A 17749-nucleotide genomic window follows, 5' to 3' on the forward strand; every position below is an offset into this window, starting at 1 on the left:
AATACCCCGAACACGGCCGGGTGCGCTCAAGCCCGCCGTGCCTGCATCCTGATCGGACCCGGCCGCACCGTCCGGGTCCGCCGGCGCCGCGGCAGCCTCGTCGCCGGTCGGGTCGGTGGTCGTCCTGCCCTACGGCGTTCCGTGCCCGTTCAGGGCCTGGTGCCGGTGCTCACTCGGTGAGAGCCCGTACGCGGCACGGAAGGACCGGCTGAAGTCCGAGGCGCTGGGCATGCCCCAGCGGGCCGCGATCACGTGGACCGGCATCGTGCGCAGCGCGGGGTCCGCCAGGTCGCGGCGTGCGCGTTCCAGGCGTTGGGCGCGGATCCAGGCGGCGACCGCGGCTCCGCGCCGGCCGGCGCGGACTGGCAGCGGGTCGTGCTGCACTCGGAGTACGAACCCGACCGCGTGGCGTGGGTCGACGACACCCACCGGCAACTCGCCCTGCCGGCCGAGGCGCAGCGGTGGACCGTCCAGCAACTGCTGCGTTCGGTGCGGTACCTGCTGCGGTGGCAGGCCTACGAGCGGGGAGAGCTCTTCCTGCACGGCGGGCTGGTCAGGGCCGGGCGCGCGGGCATCGCCTTCCTCGGCCACAAGCGCTCGGGGAAGACCTCCGGCATCCTCAGCGCCCTGCTCAACGGCGGTGCCGACTTCGTCTCCAACGACGACCTCGTCCTCACCGACGCCGACGGGCTCCCCACCGCCCTGACCGGCTACGGTTCCCCGCGCACGGTGAACGTCCGCACCGACGCCCTGCTGGCCCTGGCCCGGGACGAGCCGGACCTGATGACCCTCCTGTCGGACTCCAGCCACCCGGCGAACGCCTTCCGCGGCCGCCACCACACCGTGGAGGCGATCCGCTCCGACGCCGGCACGGACCTGCCCGGGTCGGTCTGGGTCCGCTGCGCGGAACTCGCCCGCGTCACCGGGCGGTCCCTGCTGCCCGAGAGCCGGGTCGACGCCGTCGTGCTGGCCCGCTTCGACTCCGAGGCCGAGCGGCCGACGCTCACCCGGCTGTCCCCGGGGGAGGCCCACCGGGCAGTGAGCGCGCACGTCGAGGAGACCGCGACGAAGTACGATCCCTACCTGGCTGCCTGGTACCCCCGTACGGACACCGAACGCCGGACGCGGCTGCTACGGCGGCTGGCCGACGGGACGCCCTGCTTCCACCTCACGCAGGCCATGGGGGAGTTGGGCGTCGCCACGTCGCTGCTGCTCGGCGCCGTCTGAGCCGCCCGCCCCGTCGGGTGACCCTGGACCCCGCGGCGGCCCGCCATGCGCTCGCCGCGCTCCGGGCCCGCGACGACAGGCATACCGCCTACCCCGAGGACGGGCACCACCCGCCGGTGCTCGCCGCGATGACGCGCTTCGGCATCGCCCCCGCCGTGCAGAGCGGCGGCGCCTTGACCTGGCACGAGGCGCCCGTCCCCGGCTGGTGGTGCCGCCCCACCTCGTCCCCGACCTGTGCGGCTGGGGACCCGCGGCCGACCCGCAGGCCCGCGCGGCCGTCGCGGCGGCGGCCCGCCCGGGCGTCCCCACCACCGGAACGCCCGACTCCGTCGAGGAGATCCCGCGAGCCGGCCTGCTCGACGGCGCCCGCGGGGACGGCCCCTCGAACCGCCTGACCCCGCAGTCGGGAGACCTCCGGCGGGCAAGCGCCGCCGGGCCGCCGTGACACCGCGCGAAAACCGTTTGGCGGGCGGGAACCGACCGCTGGTACATTTCCGGCAGGCCGTGCGGGAGAGCGAGGAGGTGGTACCTGTGAACGCAGTATCGACATGGGTGCTCCCCTCCGGGGTCGCGGTCGGGCGATAGACAGGTCGTCCGGGAGCGCCGTTCTGGTGCACTCCCGAAAGGCACGACCATGCATGTCACTTCCGAGCAACGCCTCGACGACGGCGTCCTCGAACGCGCCTTCACCCTCGGTGAGATCCCCGGCATCCTGTGGACGCCCGAAGCCGCTTCCCTTTCCGCGCCGGTGCCACTGATCCTGCTCGGCCACCCCCCGCTCGGCCTGCGCAAGATGTACGCCCGACTGGCGGCCCGGGCCCGGCAATCCGCAGCGGAGGGTTTCGCCGCGGCCACCATCGAGCTCCCCGGAAGCGGCGACCGGCCCGGTTGGCCCGCCCTTGACCAGGCCCGCGCCGACCTGCGCCGGACGATGCAGGCCGGCGAGCCGGTCAGCGACGGGATCGTCGACGCCCTTGTCCTCCCGCTGGTCGACAAGGCGGTTCCGGAGTGGCAGGCCGCACTGGACGCCTTCCTGTCGCTGCCCGAGATCGGCGGTCCTGTCGGATACTCGGGGGGAGTGATCTCCCTCGGCATCCGGCTCGCGGTGGTCGAGCCGCGCATCGTCGCCGCCGGTCTGTTCGCGGGGAGTCTCGTGCCTCGCGTCATGTTCGAGGAAGCCCGGCAGGTCACCATTCCGCTGCATGTGCTGCTGCAGTGGGACGACGAAGGCAACGACCGGCAGGCTGCTCTGGACCTGTTCGACGCTTTCGGGTCCCAGGAGAAGTCCCTGCAGGCCAACATGGGCGGTCACACCGGCGTCCCGCAGTTCGCCGGGGACGCCGCGATCCAGTTCTTCGCACGGCACCTGACATCAGGCCGGGCCGTCAGATCGGCGGGACAAGGCAGCTGACGCAGTCGGCATACCGCTCACCGAGGAGAGGTCCCGGCTCCGCGTACCGTCGCGGAGCCCGGACCCGGGCGTGAGTGCGCTGACGTCGACCGGGCCGCTCGGCGGGCAAGCACCGTCGAGCGCGTCCCGGCCGGTCCCGCATCGGCGAAGAACGTCAGATCCTCGCACTGCGGGCGATGCGGTACAGCACGTTCGGACGCAGCGGCCCTTCGGACTCGGTGGGGTCGTCGAAGTCGTCGGCCGGATCCCGGGTCATGCCGATCCGGCGCATCACCGCCTGCGAACGGAGGTTGGTGGCTGTTGTGACAGCGAGGATCTCAGGAAGCTCCAGAGTGTCGAAGCCGTGGGCCAGGACGGTCAGCGCAGCCTCGGTGGCGTAGCCCTGGCCCCAGGCCGGGCGGGCGAGCCGCCAGCCGATCTCCACTCCGGTGAACGGCATGTAGTCGTCCACCTCGTCCAAGCCCGCGAAGCCGATGAACTCGCCCCTGGCCTCCACCTCAACCGCCCACCACCCGTAACCTCGCCGGTCGAACTCGGCCTGGAACCGCGCCACGGAGGCATCGCTCTGCTCACGGGTCAGCAGGTCGCCCAAATGCTCCCGAACCTCGGGATCGGCATTCATCGCCGCCCACGGTTCGAGGTCGGATTCACGCCATCGACGCAGGACGAGGCGATCGGTACGCAGTTCAGCCATGCTGCCCAGCCAACAGGGGCCCCGACCCGGAGGCAATCTTTTTTCTCTCAGAAGGAGCGGCCTCCGCCGCCTCCTGGAAGTCGACGACGGCCTGGCCGTAGTCCCTCGCCCAGTTCGTCAGGACCTCGATGGGCTCGATGAGGGTCCGGCCGAGGTCGGTGAGGCTGTACTCGACCCGCCGTGGCGCTTCCTCACTGCGTTCGACCAGGCCGTACTGCTGGAGCCGGCGCAGCGTCTGGGTGAGGACCTTGCGCGAGATGCCGCCGACGAGGTCGATGATCTCACCGTGCCTGCGGGGCTGACGGCTGAGCCCGAAGAGCACGAGCACGGCCCATTTGTCGGCGATGATCTCGACCGCCAGGCGCGTGGGGCAGTCGGCGAGGAAGGCTGGTCCACCAACGTTCTGCATGGGAATCGAAGGTACCAGGAGGTAACGCGCCGCTCCGTAACGTCTTCCGCGAGCAACGAAACCAGCAGCACATGCGGAGGAGTCACCATGCCACGAGTCGTCGTGTTCGATGAGTTCGGCGGGCCGGATGTCATGCGCGTCGTCGAGGAGCCGGTCGTCGAGCCCGTCGCCGGCGAGGTACGGGTCAGAATCGAAGCGTTCGCCGTCAACCCGCTCGACCAGATGGTGCGTTCCGGTACCTCGCCCGTAACCGTCCCCCTGCCGCACGCTCGCCTCGGCGTCGAAGGAACCGGCGTCATCGACGCGCTGGGCCCCGAGACCAGCGGGCTGGAGATCGGCGACCCGGTCATTCTCACAGCCGTTCCTGACGCGAGCGCCAGGGGCAGCTACGCCGAATACACCACGGTCCCCGCTAGCCAGGTCATCGCCCGGCCGTCCGGGCTCGGCATCACCGAGGCGGCGGCGGTCTGGGTCGCGTACTCCACCGCCTACGGCGCGCTTGTCGAGAAGGCGGGCATGCGGCCCGGCGACCAGGTCCTCATCACCGCTGCGTCCAGCGCCGTCGGCCGGGCGGCCATGCAGATCGCCCACCAGATCGGCGCCGTGCCCATCGCCGTCACCCGGCACGCCGCGAGGACGGACGACCTGCTCGCCGCCGGCGCCGCCACGGTCATCGCCACCGACAACATGGACGTCGTCCAGGCCGTCCGCCACCACACCGGCGGGAACGGCGCTGACATCGTCCTCGACATCGTCATGGGCCCCGGCCAGCAGGACCTCCTGAAGGCGGCCCGCCCCGGCGGAACGCTGGTCGCCGCGGGCTTCCTGGACCCCAGGCCCACACCCTTCCCGAGAAGCACGCCGCTCACGATCTTCAGCTACCGGAGCTTCGAGCACTCCCTCGACGGCGTCGTGGTGAAACGCATGGCGGCCTTCCTGAACGCCGGTGTACGCCTCGGTGCTCTGCGGCCCGCCATCGACAAGGTGTTCGCCCTCAACGACGTCGTTGAGGCACACCGCCACCTTGAGAAGGGGCTCCACGCCGGGAAGAAGATCGTCGTCGCGGTCTAGTAACCCCCCTTGCAGTTCGCTGCTGCCGCCGGTCAGGGCCGTGTCCGCCGGACCGCACGACGGCCTTGCGGCGCTGCTGTCCACCCAGGTGGACAGCAGCGCCGCAAGGCCTGATCGAAGGTGGTCCGGGCCGAACCGTACGCGATCGGCAGGCTCCTGAGGGCTCCTCAGACAGTGATGGCGATCTTGCCCTGAACGCCGCCGGCGGCAAGTATCCGGTGCGCCTCGGCGAGCTTCTCCAGCGGAAACGTCTGCTGCAGGTGCACCCGGAGCTTCCCCGCCTCCACGAGGTCGGCCAGTGCCTCCAGACCGGCAGCGTCCGGTTCCACGCCGACCGCGGCGAAGCGTACGCCCGACTTCTCGGCCAGTTCTGGCAGGGTGGTGCTGAGCCGCTCCACTGCCGTCACCAGCACCCCGCCCTGCCGCAGTACCCCGAAGGAGCGCTCGGCGTTCCCGCCGCCCAGGGTCTCCAGCACCACGTCCACCGGCGCGTCCCGGAGCACCTCGCTGTAGTCCTGGCTCCGGTAGTCGATGAGCTGGTCCGCGCCCAGCCCGCGCAGGAAGTCGTGCTTGGCGGCGCTCGCCGTGCCGATCACCTCCGCGCCGAGGTGCTTGGCCAGCTGCACCGCCACGTGCCCGAGCCCGCCGCCCGCACCGTGGATCAGTACCCGTTGCCCCGCCCGCAGTTGCGCTATCTCGACCAGCGCGTGCCAGGCGGTGAGGCCGACCAGCGGCAGCGCTGCGGCCTCCTCGTGGCTGATCCCCGCCGGCTTGCGGGCCAGCTGCCGTGCGGGGGCCACCAGGTACTCGGCGTTCGCACCTGCCGCGCCGGGGAAATACGGCAGGCCGTAGACCTCGTCGCCCACCTCGAACCGGTGCACACCCGGATCGACCTGCTCCACCACCCCCGAGACGTCCCATCCCAGGACGAAGGGCGGCTCGCCCAGCATCGGGAAGTCGCCGGAGCGGATGAAGAGTTCCACGGGGTTGACGCTCGTGGCCCTGACCCGGACCAGCACGTGGGTCGGTCCAGGTGCCGGCTCGGGCGCGTCGTCGACGAGTTCCAGGACATCCGGGCCGCCGAAGGACTTCTGGGTGATCGCACGCATGGTCATGCACTCCTGTTCGCAGGGTCGCTGGGGATGTCCCCATCCTCGACAGGTCGGTACCCGTTGAACAGAAGGCACTTCAAAGGTATATAGGTACCTCATGGGTACTACTGACAACCTGCGCTTTCACGGTGGCGCGGACGCCTACCTGGCTGCCTGCCCCTCCCGCCAGATCCTGGACGTGCTCGCCAACAAGTGGACCATGCTGGTCATGGGCGCACTGGCCGGCGGCCCGCTGCGCTTCGGCGAACTGCGCCGCCGCCTGGAGGGCATCACCCAGAAGATGCTCACCCAGACCCTGCGCACCCTGGAGCGCGACGGCCTGGTCACCCGCACGGTCTATCCGACCATTCCGCCGAAGGTCCAATACGCGGCCACCGGGCTGGGCGAGAACGTCACCGAGCTGATGCGCGCGATCCGCGTCTGGTCCGAGGAGAACATCAACGCCGTCCTGGACGCCCGCGACGTCTACGACGCCCGGGCCGCCGAGGAGGTACAGCCGGTCACGGCCTGACCGCCCCTGCGGGAAGCGCAAGCTGACGATGCTGCAGTACCGACCGGAGGTCGTCGACGGTTGCCTCGCGGGCACCGGCCTGCCCCTCGACCTGTGAGCGTCGGGCCGGCGGACCCCGACGCACCTCCCCGACATCCCCTTGGACCCGTACCCGCCTGCGCCCACGAGGCGATGTCCGTGCCATGTGTTGTGATTCGGCCATGGCCAGAGAGGGGGAGGGCATGACGCGTACGACACCGCCGCGCCCGTTGGACATCACCGGGGTGTTCCCGGAGTTGGCGGGTCTCGCCAGGACGGCGTTCCGGTTGCACCCGGTGCCGGGCGAGCCGACCGTCCACGACAGCTCGGTGGGCGGGCCGCTGCTGTGGCCGGCGGACGAGCCCTGGCCGGAGTACGAGATGGCGCCCATTCCTCACTGGGAGGCGAACGCGCTGCGGGACATCCATCTCCGGCGGGCCCTGCTGGCGCGGTCGTCCGCACCGCCCCACGGGCCGGGCGAGGTGCTGACCGAGGACGAGCAGGAGACGCTGCGCCGGATCAATACGGGACTTGACCACGAGTCGCTGCCGTCCGGGCCGCAGCCGATGATTCCGCTTGCCCAGCTTTACGCCCGGGACGTGCCGGGGCTCGCCTTCCCCGAGGGCACGGACCTGCTGCAGGTCCTCTGGGCGACGACCTACGTGCCGAGTCGCGATTCCTCCCCGGTGCAACTGAGGTGGCGGCGGTGCGCGGAGGTACGGGACGTGCTGGCCGCGCCGCCGGAGCCGGCCTACGTCGCCGTCGTGGATTTCGTGCCCGTGCCGTGCGTCCTCCATCCGGAAGCAGTGCGGGAGTTCCCCCCGTACCACAGTCTCGATGAGGACCTCGCGGCACGGTTGCTGGCGTGGGACGAGCAGCGGTCGGGGGGCACCTACTGGACCGACCTGTCCGTCGCTCCCGGCTGGAAAGCCGGCGGATGGCCCACCCACTTCACCTTCCGCGAGCCGCCGGAGCCGGACGACGACGAACTGCGCTGCCCCGAATGCGGCGGCCCCTCGGACGCGCTGCTCACGGTGGACAGCAACGAGTGGGACGGGAGCGACAGCTGGATTCCCCTCGAATGCGCGAAGGGCGCCGAGAGGCCACCGGACCAGCCGTACGGGAACCTGTGGGACCCCACCCAGGTGAGCATCGGCCGCGGCTACTCCCTGCAGATCTACTACTGCGTCGGCACGCCGTCCCATTCGCCGGCCTTGATCATGCAGTGACGTGGGGGGGGGTTACAGAGGCTGACACCGCCTTGCGCGTTGGGCGTTGGGCTGGTCGCGGGAGCCTCGCCGTGACACCGGCATCCAGCGGGAGCGCCTGCCGCGGGAACTCGGGTTCGGATCCGGGATGACCTGCCGGCGCCGTCTGCGGGACGGGACTGGAACGAGGCCGGCGTGTGGCAGCGTCGCTGACCGGCTCGCCGGCCCCTATAGCGCGGCGGGCGACGGACGGGAAGGTCAGGCCGCCGGTAGCCGATCGCAAGAAGCCGCGCAACAGCTGCAGTTCAGCCTCCCCGGACCTGAGACCGACGTTCCCCACGGTCAAGCTGCGGAACAAGGTGACTCGCGGATCTGGCCAACCGGCTGCCCGTCACCGCGACAGTCTCCTCGGTGAGCCTGTTCGTGAGCGACGGCCAATGCTGGCGGTGCCACGCGGATTTCCCGATGCTCAGCTCATCAAGGAGCACCTCACCTCGCCAACCCGGCAGCCGGCCAACCACGCGGTCCACCGGGCCGGGCCGTCTCGATGGCTTCCCGTAACCAGAACAATCGGCGCAGGGAAGATGCAGAGGAGCCCCGGTGCGCAAAAGAGACGGCAACGCTCATGGTCACGGCCAGCGGGCCGTGGCCATCAGGTGGATACAAGTCGCGCTGTTCTGAGTCGTTGTCCTGCCGGCCGGATTCCGTATCCGGGGGCGGGAGCACAGCGCTGGTTCGAGTTCGCTCGTGCTCGGGCTGATGGCCGCATCGGCACTGTCCATCGGCGTACTGGGACGCTACCGGACAAACGACGCCAAACGATCTCGGTGACTCACCTTCCAGCCGGATCAGGCCGCCGCTGACAGGGGCCGGCCGCCACCCCAGCGGGGGTTCTCGCTGCGGATGCGCACAGCACACTGCGCCGGACGCTCGATACGACGCGGTGCGATCCCGTCGGCGGGACCGTCCGAACACCCTTCGGGCCCGTCCCTTCCGATTTCACGGGTAAGCGGGCACCTACAGGGCGCCTGCGACGTGCATCCGGCCCATGACGGGAGGGGCGGATCGGTGACACAGGAGCCTTGGCTTGCTCAGCGGCTTCGATTCTGGGTGTTTACTGCAGGGGCGGTGACGGCGTTCGGCGTGGTGGGATTGGTCCTCTCCACCCTGGGCGCGCCGCCTACCGTCACGTGGGCCGTGGCCTCCGGAGCGGCTGTCGCTGGGGGCTGGGGCGGCAATCAGCTCATGCAGCGCCATAGCGAACGCCGGTGAGATTGTCCTTGGACATCGAGACCCGCCGCCATGCCCTGGACGCCGACGTCGCGCGGGCCGACACGGAGGAATGGGAGGCCCTGACACGACGCGGAACTCCGGCGGGCCACGGACGAGTTGGCATCGCAGAACCCGCTGGGGCACTCGGTGAGCCTGGAGACGATGAATCCGGGGCCTCCCGTGATCCACGGAACGGGCCCCGCCCGGCCCGGAATTCCCGCGCCGCCTCCCAACCGTCACGGCGCGATACGATCCCGCCAACTTCCCGCCCACGCGGCTGCTGATCTCCACTGTCGCGGCAGCCCCCGCGGTTCCCCGGCCGGGATCGGCACCCGCACCTCCCGGCGTACCGATGCGAACCGCTGCCGTGGTGTCCGATCCGCACCAGGTTTCGGCGGGACTGGGTCGACATCTCGACGGCACGCGGATCCACCTGGGGAAAGGGCAGCAGAGAACCCTTGGTAGGGTGCGCCGATGTCAGCGATCAAGCAGTTTCAAGTGACCTTCGACTGCGCTGAACCTGCGCGCCTCGCCGCTTTCTGGTGCGAGGTGCTGGGGTACGTCGTACCGACGGTCCCTGAGGGTTCTGCCACGTGGGAGGAGTACCACCGCTCGCTGCCGCCCGAGGAGCAGGTGATCTACTTCGCGTGCACTGATCCCTCGGGTGTGGGTCCGCGCCTTCTCTTCCAGCGAGTTCCCGAAGGCAAGGTCGTCAAGAACCGGTTGCATCTCGATGTGCGGGCCGGTACCGGACTCATGGGTGAGGAGCGCCTTGCCACACTCGAGGCCGAGTGCGCACGACTGGTCGCGCTCGGCGCGGTGCATGTGCGAACGATGCGTGCCGACGGTGAGAACGAATCCTGCATCGTGATGCAGGACCTTGAGGGCAACGAGTTCTGCCTCGACTGAGCCTCCTCCGAGACTGCGAGCTGGGGGAGCCGTCTGTCCTGGATCTCGCGGGTCCGCACGCGGCGGGGTTATCCCATGAGAGCGAGGTCGTGTAAGCGGACGACGCCGTGCATTGCGTGGCGCACGCCGTCGCCTCTCAGGCGGGAAGGCGCCGACGATGTCAACCGTGTCACCGTTCCAGTAACCGTGGACCGGGTCATGGCCGCCGGCTCCGTAGGAGAAGGAGGAGTCGTCTCAGCTGTCTTCGGAACCGCGCAGGTTGAAAGTCCGGTCGCCCGGGCGGTAGGTGCCAAGAGTGTCGCCGTGGGGGCCGGCCGGCAGCAGACCCATCACCGTCGTGCCGACATCCGATGTCCCGACCCACCGCTGGTGGTCGCCGTCGCCGACTGTTTGGCAGCCGGTCATCGACCCCTCCGGCTCGACGATCTTGTCACCGCCGATGAAGAACTCCAGCAGCAGGAGGCGGTCCGGGATGAACGGTACGAGGCTCTTGCCTTTCCCGCCGCCCCCCGGACCCCTCTCGGGGGTGCCGTGGCAGAGCACTGATCCGCGTGCGCCGCACGCTTGGCGAGGGCGACGGCCGCGGTGTCCTGTGCCGACGCGGCAGAGTGGTGCGCGGTGCCACGACCCGCCGCGGCGAGCGCGGGCGCCACCAGTCGTCCGGCCCAGACACGTGATCGCCTGGTCCGCGCAACGTCTGGATCCAGTGCCGCTGCAACAACCGTTGGCATGAACCCGAAATCATCCGCGCCGACTTTCGGGCGCGGACCCGTCTGCCGGACACCACCACGAAAGCCAGCGTGGCGGAGGGCGTGGCCAGTCGTCGGCGAGAAGCGTGCTGGTGGGGCCGGCTGAGCTGGATGGTGTCGGAGACCTGGTGGGTGGCGGTGTCGATCACCGACACCTTGTCCCCGTGGAAGGGGTTCTGGACGGCCACGTAGGTGTGCTTGCCGTCGGGAGCGATCGCTTCCCCGTAGAGGATGTCGGGAGTGAGCTCGCTGTTGTCGAAGGGGATGTTCGTGGCGCTCCTCTTCGCGATGTTGACCGCCGACACGTACTTGAAGGCGTTGGTCACGTGGAGGCCGGTGCCGTCCGGGGTGACCGCCACCTGGTCAGGGCCACCCCCCGACGGTGGTGGTCGCGATCCCCAGGACGCTGTTGGTCATCGTGTCGATCACGAACACGTGGCCGTCGAGGCTGGTGATGTAGGCGTAGACGAATTGGCGCGGCTTGGATGGGTGCGCGGCAGCCGTGGCGGGCGCGGGCGCGGGCGACCAGGCGGCGGGCAGGTACGGCCGGGAGCCGGTTCCGCTGATATGCGGTTGGGCGAGCAAGCCCGGTGGTGCTTTCAGCGCGCCGCACGTCGCAGCGCAGAGGGTACTCGGGCACGGCGATCCGCATCGCCGAGCAGGGGCCAAGGGGAAGCCGGTGCCCGTCCCGGGGCGGGGCACCGCGAGGTCAGAGGTACTGGTTCTCGGTCGGCCGATCCGCGTCGGTGGCCGCATCGACGAGCTCGGCCAGATCACCGGGCTCGGAGGACCAACGTGCCTTGTCCTTCATAGCCTCCCCACCCGTTTCGGTGGTGTCGCCCTCAATGACGAGGGCGCCGCAGGCGGAGGCCAGGATCCGGTACCGGCACCGGGACACTCCGGGCCACTGCGCGCGCGTTGCCCTCCAGCCGTGGCGTCTCGTACTGCGCCTCATCGATCGGGGCGACACGCTCGCCCCGAAACCTCGGGCGAGTCCCCGTCGCGATTCCCGCACCCCTGGACGACCTGATCCGCCAACTCGCGGAGCGACGCTGGCCGCCGTGCAGCAACCGTCCCGTTCACGGAACAGACCGTCATGGTCTCGTTGTGGACGGCATCGGGCAACGTGATGCTGTTGTGCGACGAGTCGTTGCAGGAGCCTGTCCGCGCCTACGGCCACGCGTTGAATCAGGTTGTCTGGCGGGAGATCGGGGATGTGGAGGTGAACGAGCATCTGGAGATGCGGAGGCAGCCTTCATGGCCGCAGCGCGCGAAGCGCTGGCGTCCTGACGCTCGGCCTCCCCGCTTCGTGCGGGAGGGTGGCGGGGACGCTCTCGTGTTCCTCCTGACCTCTCCGTGCCCCGTGCTCGAATCGCCTAGGCACGCGGCGCCGCCGGGCTCGTGCCCATCCTCTTGACCGTCCGCCGTGGCCGACGGTCGTGCGAAGGAGTCGAGACCGTTCGATCAGGGCGTGTTGATCGGAACGTGAGTGGGCCCTGGGCTCGCCTGTCTATGGGGACGGGAAGCTCTGGCCGGGGCCGGCGCGGGGTGGCGCCGCGCGGTGCTGGCCTGGGCGAGGGCGGGCTGCACGGCGACCTGGAGGTCGGCGCGGTGCATCGCCACGGTGGCCTGAGCGAACTCGCCAAGCGGGGCGCGGCGAGCGGCGGATTCGGTGTCGGGTGGTTCCGCTGGCCGTTTCCGAATGCGGCTGTCATCAGCGAAGATGCTGCGTGGAGCGCGCGACGCGGAATCCTACGTCGTCGATCCGGAAGGTCGGGTGGCTGCGCCGCCGCACCGACGCCCGGCAGCTCCAGTGCTCGTCGGCCCATCCGCCACCCCGGAGCACGCGGTAGTCGCCGTACACCTCGGCGTCGTAGACGTCCCAGCACCAGTCCCACACATTGCCCAGCATGTCGTACAGGCCCAAGGCGTTGGGCTGCTTGCCGCCGACAGAATGGATCCGCGCGTCAGAGTTGCCCTGGTGCCAGGCGACCTCGTCGAGCGGGCCGTACCGCGGGCCGGTAGTCCCTGCACGACAGGCGTGCTCCCATTCGGCCTCGGTCGGCAGCCGGTACCCGTCCGCGGAGGTGTCCCATTCGGCCATCTCGGCATCGACGCGGAGGTGATACGCAGGCGACAGCCCCTCGCGCCGAGACACCATGTTGCAGAACTCGACCGCGTCCCACCACGAAACGCCCTCCACAGGGAGCCGCTCGCCCTGGACGCCACTCGGCCGCCGGCCGGTGATGCGTGCGTAACAGGACTGCGTAACCGGGAATGCCGACATCTCAAACGGCGCGACCTCGACCGGCCAACTGCTCCGCGTCCGCCGGTCCGACAGCGTCACCCGTCCCGACGGAACGGCGACCATCTCGTTCCCTGCTCCCGAATCCACAAAAGTTCACCCTATCGGCCTCCTCCCGGCGCTCCGGTCGACCACCCACCGCCGAAGGTCCGGCGGAGCGGGCGGCGACGGGTCCTCGGTCGCCGTTGACCTGAATTCGTGGAACGGCGCATACAGAGGTGGCAGCAGCGCCAGCGCCAGGCCCGCACCGAGAACGAAGCACGCCGCCGGATCGCATCGAGGGGGCCCGGGCACTGGTCCCGGCCTGTCGCGGCGTTCTCCTGCCAGTGACGTCACCGCACCGACCGCAGCAGCGACCACCACCGTCGTACGGCTACGACGGCCCGGCGGTCCCGGCCTGGACGAAGCGGCTGTCGGTACCGGACTCCGAGACCCGGCCCGCTCGAAGCTGGTCGTGGATCGGCTCATCGCCCGGCGCCAGGTCCACCTGCGGGAGAAGGCGCTGTGGCGGATGCTCTTCGAGACCGCCGCCCGCGTGGAGGAGATCCTCGCCGTGAACATCGAAGACCTGGACCTCGGCTCGACGAGTACACCGCCGCGCGCCGGCCGGGAACGGGCTGAGACCTGCACGAGTACCGTCATACCCCCTGCACCCCTGCACCCCTGCACCCCTGCACCCCTGCACCCCTGCACCCCTGCCCACCTGGGCGCCTCCCCGCTGATGCCGATGGCGAAGTCGATGCACAAGAAGCCGGAGAACCTCCGCCGTTACTTCAAGCCGTCCTCGGAGGCGATCTCGGAACTGACCAGTCTGCTCGCACCTGGCGACAGCCGCCGGTGAAGGTGCGGTGCTGCCGAGGCCGAAGCGTATCCGCGTCCGCGTCTCCACCGGTCCGATGCGGGCCGTGGTGAGGACTGGGGCACTTGACAGAATCCACAAGTCGGCCTTCGGCGTGCCAGGTTGGGTGCGCGCGGAGGCTTTTTTCCTGCCTTCTGACACATCTGCCCCCCGCACACCTCCCACCTCCTACCGTGGCCTGCTCCGCAACCGTGAATTCGTCGGCCTGTACGCCAGCTTCACACTGACGGTCGCCGCGACCACCTTGTCGGGCTTCGCGCTCGGCACGCTGGTCAACCAGCAGACCAAGTCCCCGTTCCTGACCGCTGTGAGTATGTACGGCGCCACCTTCGCGACGGTACTCGGTGCGCTGACGGTGATGTCGGTCGCCGACGGAAGCCGCCCTCGCCGGACCCTCGTCGCGCTCCAGTGCGTCTCGCTCGTAGGTGTTGCCGCACAGGCGGTTCCAGGGCTGCCGCTCGCCGCCCGGTTCGGTCTGCTCCTTGTACCGGGGTTCTTCCAGTCCCTGGGAACGGGCGCACGGATGGGGCTGCTCGCCGAGGTGGTGCAGACCTCCACCTATGCACTGGCACTTTCGCTGATGAACATCACCTCGGGAGGCATGGCCATCCTCGGCTACGCCATCGGCGCCGTACTGCTGCGGTACCTGAGCCCGCAGGAGGTCTTCACCGTCGCGACAGCCCTGACCGGCGGTGGATCGATCACTGTGGCAGTGACGGTCCGGGAACGCTCGATCCGTCTGACCCGTCGCCCTGGACTGCGCCAGACCTGGACGACGAACATCGAGCTTTTCTCCCACTCCGGCCGGCGCGTGCTGCTGCTGAACCTGTGGGTCCCCAACGGCCTGATCGTCGGCTGCGAGGCCCTGTTCATCTCCTACGCCCCCCATCACGCCGGCACCCTCCTGGCCGCCGGATCGGCAGGCATGCTCCTCGGGGACCTTGCGGTCGGGCGGCTGTTCACTGCCGAGCAGCGGCGCCGCTACGCATTCGCCCTGCGACTGCTGCTCGCCGCCCCCTACCTGCTGTTCGCCGTCCACCCGCCCGTGCTGGTGGCGACAGCCGCGGTGTTCATCCCCAGTGCCGGCTTCGCTGCCGCCCTGCCTCTCCAGGAGCAGCTTCTGGAGTTGACCCCTGATCCGGTCCGTGGCCAAGTCCAGGGAGTTGAGTCCGCCGGCCGGATGACGTGGCAAGGTATCGGAGCCGCGATCGCTGGCGGCATTGCCCAGCACTTCACTTCTGGCACGGCCATCACCTCTGTGGCCGCCATCTCCATCGCCATCACCGTCTTCTCCCGGCCCTTCGTGGTCCGCGCCCGAGCCGTCCGCATCCAGGCGGCCAACGCATAGAGTTCCCACGGCGGTGCGAGCGGCGGGCGCGACCAGTCGCGCCGGGCTGTAACTTGACGCTGAAATGACGCTCCCAGGGGTATCCTGACGCTCGCTCTGATGCGGTGTGAGATGGCCCAGCTGGGCAGGTCAGCGAGCCGTCGAGCCGAGTAGGCGGGCCGGGAGTTCTTCCTGCTCCGCCACAGAGTGTGTGTGCGGCGTGGGGTCGGGGATGGTTGCGGGTGTGGCGGGTGTCCGCACGGCGGTGGGGCCGTAGTGGCGGGGTCCTGGGGATGCGTGGCGCGGGCGGCGGCCGATGAGGATGCCCAGCGGGACGGACAGAACGGTCCAGGCGGCAGCGTCGATGGCCGCGATGGTCAGCACGTGGGGCACAAGGTCGACTCCCGGGACACGGCGGGGTGCTGGCTCGGACATGGTGTCGCCATGGCCTCCGGCATATCCACGTGACCCATGTCACCTCCAGGGGACCGAACTGCGGCTGACCGCGGCCGGAGACATGGGCTGCATGCAAAAACCTTGCCGCGAGGCAACGATTTCCTAGCAAGCGAAGGCAGGACCGCGCGGCGCTCCGCGGATACCCGACCAGAGGGAACTGGCGGGTTTCGGTCGCAACATTGCTCCGGTTCTGATCAGGGCCTCTGCGGGTTCTGCCCCTTTCGTGCGGAAGGCGGAGGCGGTCAGGGGCGAATCGGAATGCATCACTCTGGCTAGATATCGTTCATGGGAACGCGTGTTCGATTAAGTGCTGTGGTGCGGGCTCCTCGGCCGTGACAGGTTGTGGCTCTCCCGGCGCCGAAGCGGCTGTCGGGATGTCACTTCCTTGGGGGGAAGATGAGCAACTTGTGGGTTACACCTTCGGAGCGCTCACGGCCTCAGCGTGCACGTCCCTAACCGAGGGAGCAGGGGCCGTTCCCTGCGCCATGCTTGGGACATCTATAGGTAACCAGGCCTCGTCCAAATTCGACAGCGAGACCACCTGAAAAGCGTCTTCTCCGAAGATGATTCCTGAGATCTGGAGACCCGATATGGCGATTCATCACATAGCAGGCCCTGTGATCATCCAAGGTGGAGGTCCTCTCGCCGGCTGGGGGTTCGGCATAGTCATCGTTGTCGTCGCGGTCGTGTGGGGCATCGTCTACAACGTGCGTAGGAAGTAGTACGAAGTCCTCACCCGGATGCCGGAGCGGGCAGATCCCACCCCACATCCCATGTGGAGTGGGATCTCGCGCCCAGCAGCACAACCCGGCCCGGTACGAGGGCGACGACACGCTGGACGACGGGGAGTAGGCCGTGGGCGAGGTCGAAGACGTGCTCCAGCGGGCGGCCGCGAACACCGCGACGCTGCCCATCCCGAAGTCCGCGCAGGCACAGATGCGGTTCCTACTGAAGGCGGAGAAGGGCTCCACCCGCGCGGTGGCCGCCCGGCTCGGGGTCACGCAGCGCACGGTGGAGCGGTACGTCAAGGGTACGCTGCGGCGGCCGCGGAAGGACCTGGCGGCCCGCCTGGAGCGCGAGGTCCGCAAGGACTGGCAGCCCCGCATCCATCAGCGGGCGAAGAAGCACGCCGCCTCGCGCGGCGGCATCGTGATCGAGACCCGGACCCGGTTCGGGTTCACCGCCGCGCCCGGGTCGACGGATGACGGGCGGATGCGCCGCATCACCCAGCACCTGCCCCCGACTTACGCCACGAGGCTGTTCGCTGCGCAGGCCGCCGGTGCTACCGAGCAGCAGCTGCAGAACATCGCCGCTGAGGGTCTGCAGGAGATCTACTCCAAGGACCGCGGTCGCCGCGCCCACGACCTCGAAGTGGAGTTCACCGACATCGACTACATCGAGCTGGACTTTTGATCCGGCTGGTCCGATACGACAGCGTCCCTTCCCGGCATCCGAGCTGCCGGGAAGTGACGCTGTCATGATGCACCGGGACTTTAGTCCGCGTCGCGCCGATCCCTATCACGCGCATGGCGTGCAACATCCCGGAAGGCTTCGCCCAGGAACTGGAACAGCACGGCCCCTGCCGAGATGATGCCGGGCCACCCGCCACCCAGGCGATCCGGGGCCGGCGGATCACGAAGGCCGCCGACGGCGCGGGCCAGGGTCGGGTGCTAGCGGGCGCACCACAGCCTGGTCCCCGTTCTCGCGCGGGCACAGCGCCCGCAGGTCCGCTGTCATCGCCCGGCCGCGGCCGACGGGCCGGGTGGAGCCGTCGATCGCCGTCTGACAGGCCCGGTTCGGCGCGGTGGCCGCGCAGGGTCTGGACGAGGTGTCGGCGAGCACGTGGCGCACCAGTTCGGGCCCGAGATGCACGATGCGGTACTGGTAGCCGATCTCGGCGGCCTTCTGCCCGTCGTGCGCCTCTTTCCGGGTTGAAGGCCATCACCATCCCGGCGCCGCTGGTGTGGGCGGCGCCCCGGCATCGGAAACGCTGGGCGCCGGCATCGGTGATGCCGAAGGAGTACGAGTCGTGGCTGCGCACCGGATACACGTGTTCCCGGAAACGTGCGTGCATCGCCTCCAGACCTGAGCCCGCTCGAGGCCCCGCCCGCCGGTGGCGGCCGGGGCCGGTGGTAGCAGCGCCCGTCGCCGTGCGAAAGCCGTGGCGGACATCGACCGTTCGCTCACCCCCGGGATGGGAGTCTGCAAGGA

The 17749-nt window shown here is 69.7% G+C and carries 16 protein-coding genes and 3 pseudogenes; 11 read left to right on the forward strand and 8 right to left on the reverse strand.

Features of this window, described 5'->3' with window-relative positions:
• Positions 1-129 precede the first annotated feature (129 nt).
• A pseudogene (locus BUE44_RS38505) lies at positions 130-345 on the reverse strand (helix-turn-helix domain-containing protein); the annotation flags it as partial.
• Here BUE44_RS38505 and BUE44_RS38510 point away from each other — a divergent pair.
• The 3 genes from BUE44_RS38510 (at position 313) to BUE44_RS16240 (ending at position 2638) form a co-directional block, all read left to right on the forward strand.
• Positions 313-1227 (forward strand): hypothetical protein, encoded by a 915-nt coding sequence (locus BUE44_RS38510; RefSeq protein WP_235002206.1) that lies wholly within the window; start codon positions 313-315, stop codon positions 1225-1227. The pseudogene BUE44_RS38505 and the gene BUE44_RS38510 sit on opposite strands and share 33 nt — an antisense overlap.
• A gap of 205 nt (positions 1228-1432) precedes the next feature.
• Positions 1433-1672 (forward strand): hypothetical protein, encoded by a 240-nt coding sequence (locus tag BUE44_RS36465; RefSeq protein ID WP_073498811.1) that lies wholly within the window; start codon positions 1433-1435, stop codon positions 1670-1672.
• 189 nt (positions 1673-1861) lie between these two features.
• Positions 1862-2638: an alpha/beta hydrolase gene (locus tag BUE44_RS16240; protein ID WP_073498813.1), complete on the forward strand. Its 777-nt coding sequence runs from the start codon at positions 1862-1864 to the stop codon at positions 2636-2638.
• Positions 2639-2792: 154 nt separating this feature from the next.
• On the opposite strand, the gene BUE44_RS16245 is transcribed toward BUE44_RS16240, so the two are convergent.
• Complete coding sequence (locus BUE44_RS16245; protein WP_073498815.1) at positions 2793-3332, reverse strand: GNAT family N-acetyltransferase; 540 nt, start codon at positions 3330-3332, stop codon at positions 2793-2795.
• Entirely contained in the window at positions 3325-3741 is a 417-nt protein-coding gene (locus tag BUE44_RS16250; protein ID WP_073498817.1) for a winged helix-turn-helix transcriptional regulator, read from the reverse strand. The genes BUE44_RS16245 and BUE44_RS16250 overlap by 8 nt, the downstream gene beginning before the upstream one ends.
• A gap of 87 nt (positions 3742-3828) precedes the next feature.
• Here BUE44_RS16250 and BUE44_RS16255 point away from each other — a divergent pair, with 87 nt between their 5' ends.
• A complete protein-coding gene (locus BUE44_RS16255; RefSeq protein ID WP_073498819.1) occupies positions 3829-4812 on the forward strand; it encodes a zinc-dependent alcohol dehydrogenase family protein in 984 nt (327 codons plus the stop codon).
• A 167-nt stretch (positions 4813-4979) separates the two neighbouring features.
• On the opposite strand, the gene BUE44_RS16260 is transcribed toward BUE44_RS16255, so the two are convergent.
• The gene (locus tag BUE44_RS16260) at positions 4980-5921 is read right to left on the reverse strand and encodes an NADP-dependent oxidoreductase (protein ID WP_073499021.1); all 942 of its coding nucleotides are present in this window, start codon (positions 5919-5921) and stop codon (positions 4980-4982) included.
• 100 nt (positions 5922-6021) lie between these two features.
• On the opposite strand from BUE44_RS16260, the gene BUE44_RS16265 reads away from it, so the two are divergent.
• The 4 genes and pseudogenes from BUE44_RS16265 (at position 6022) to BUE44_RS16280 (ending at position 9842) form a co-directional block, all read left to right on the forward strand.
• A complete protein-coding gene (locus tag BUE44_RS16265) occupies positions 6022-6435 on the forward strand; it encodes a winged helix-turn-helix transcriptional regulator (protein ID WP_073498821.1) in 414 nt (137 codons plus the stop codon).
• 200 nt (positions 6436-6635) lie between these two features.
• On the forward strand, positions 6636-7682 hold the full coding sequence (locus BUE44_RS16270) for a hypothetical protein (protein ID WP_235002189.1): 1047 nt from the start codon (positions 6636-6638) through the stop codon (positions 7680-7682).
• 76 nt (positions 7683-7758) lie between these two features.
• A pseudogene (locus BUE44_RS37875) lies at positions 7759-7868 on the forward strand (IS5/IS1182 family transposase); the annotation flags it as partial.
• A gap of 1539 nt (positions 7869-9407) precedes the next feature.
• Positions 9408-9842, forward strand: coding sequence for a VOC family protein (locus BUE44_RS16280; RefSeq protein ID WP_073498824.1), 435 nt, complete (start codon positions 9408-9410; stop codon positions 9840-9842).
• Between the two features lie 234 nt (positions 9843-10076).
• Here BUE44_RS16280 and BUE44_RS16285 read toward each other — a convergent pair whose 3' ends face one another.
• The 3 genes from BUE44_RS16285 to BUE44_RS16305 form a co-directional block, all read right to left on the reverse strand.
• Positions 10077-10385 carry a hypothetical protein gene (locus BUE44_RS16285; RefSeq protein ID WP_073498826.1) on the reverse strand — a complete coding sequence of 103 codons (309 nt, stop codon included), beginning with the start codon at positions 10383-10385 and terminating at the stop codon, positions 10077-10079.
• A gap of 569 nt (positions 10386-10954) precedes the next feature.
• Entirely contained in the window at positions 10955-11176 is a 222-nt protein-coding gene (locus BUE44_RS16290; protein WP_073498828.1) for a hypothetical protein, read from the reverse strand.
• A gap of 1129 nt (positions 11177-12305) precedes the next feature.
• Positions 12306-12962 carry a formylglycine-generating enzyme family protein gene (locus BUE44_RS16305; RefSeq protein WP_073498833.1) on the reverse strand — a complete coding sequence of 219 codons (657 nt, stop codon included), beginning with the start codon at positions 12960-12962 and terminating at the stop codon, positions 12306-12308.
• A 302-nt stretch (positions 12963-13264) separates the two neighbouring features.
• Here BUE44_RS16305 and BUE44_RS16310 point away from each other — a divergent pair.
• From BUE44_RS16310 to tpg, 3 genes and pseudogenes are all read left to right on the forward strand, one after another.
• Positions 13265-13737: pseudogene (locus BUE44_RS16310) on the forward strand (site-specific integrase); the annotation flags it as partial.
• A gap of 145 nt (positions 13738-13882) precedes the next feature.
• On the forward strand, positions 13883-15103 hold the full coding sequence (locus BUE44_RS16315; protein ID WP_073499026.1) for an MFS transporter: 1221 nt from the start codon (positions 13883-13885) through the stop codon (positions 15101-15103).
• 1290 nt (positions 15104-16393) lie between these two features.
• Positions 16394-16951, forward strand: coding sequence for a telomere-protecting terminal protein Tpg (gene tpg / locus BUE44_RS16320; RefSeq protein WP_073498835.1), 558 nt, complete (start codon positions 16394-16396; stop codon positions 16949-16951).
• On the opposite strand, the gene BUE44_RS39560 is transcribed toward tpg, so the two are convergent.
• Positions 16917-17612, reverse strand: coding sequence for an AraC family ligand binding domain-containing protein (locus BUE44_RS39560; RefSeq protein WP_322940199.1), 696 nt, complete (start codon positions 17610-17612; stop codon positions 16917-16919). The two genes, tpg and BUE44_RS39560, sit on opposite strands and share 35 nt — an antisense overlap.
• Positions 17613-17749: the final 137 nt, after the last annotated feature.

This window comes from Actinacidiphila paucisporea, assembly GCF_900142575.1.
Classification (GTDB): domain Bacteria; phylum Actinomycetota; class Actinomycetes; order Streptomycetales; family Streptomycetaceae; genus Actinacidiphila; species Actinacidiphila paucisporea.

What these genes read in the sequence shown, in the direction of transcription:
- BUE44_RS16240 (WP_073498813.1), top strand. Translation starts at nt 1,862, where the DNA reads ATGCATGTCACTTCCGAGCAACGCCTCGACGACGGCGTCCTCGAACGC.
- BUE44_RS16245 (WP_073498815.1), bottom strand. Translation starts at nt 3,332, where the DNA reads ATGGCTGAACTGCGTACCGATCGCCTCGTCCTGCGTCGATGGCGTGAA.
- BUE44_RS16250 (WP_073498817.1), bottom strand. Translation starts at nt 3,741, where the DNA reads ATGCAGAACGTTGGTGGACCAGCCTTCCTCGCCGACTGCCCCACGCGC.
- BUE44_RS16255 (WP_073498819.1), top strand. Translation starts at nt 3,829, where the DNA reads ATGCCACGAGTCGTCGTGTTCGATGAGTTCGGCGGGCCGGATGTCATG.
- BUE44_RS16260 (WP_073499021.1), bottom strand. Translation starts at nt 5,921, where the DNA reads ATGCGTGCGATCACCCAGAAGTCCTTCGGCGGCCCGGATGTCCTGGAA.
- BUE44_RS16265 (WP_073498821.1), top strand. Translation starts at nt 6,022, where the DNA reads ATGGGTACTACTGACAACCTGCGCTTTCACGGTGGCGCGGACGCCTAC.
- BUE44_RS16270 (WP_235002189.1), top strand. Translation starts at nt 6,636, where the DNA reads ATGGCCAGAGAGGGGGAGGGCATGACGCGTACGACACCGCCGCGCCCG.
- BUE44_RS16280 (WP_073498824.1), top strand. Translation starts at nt 9,408, where the DNA reads ATGTCAGCGATCAAGCAGTTTCAAGTGACCTTCGACTGCGCTGAACCT.
- BUE44_RS16305 (WP_073498833.1), bottom strand. Translation starts at nt 12,962, where the DNA reads ATGGTCGCCGTTCCGTCGGGACGGGTGACGCTGTCGGACCGGCGGACG.
- BUE44_RS39560 (WP_322940199.1), bottom strand. Translation starts at nt 17,612, where the DNA reads ATGCACGCACGTTTCCGGGAACACGTGTATCCGGTGCGCAGCCACGAC.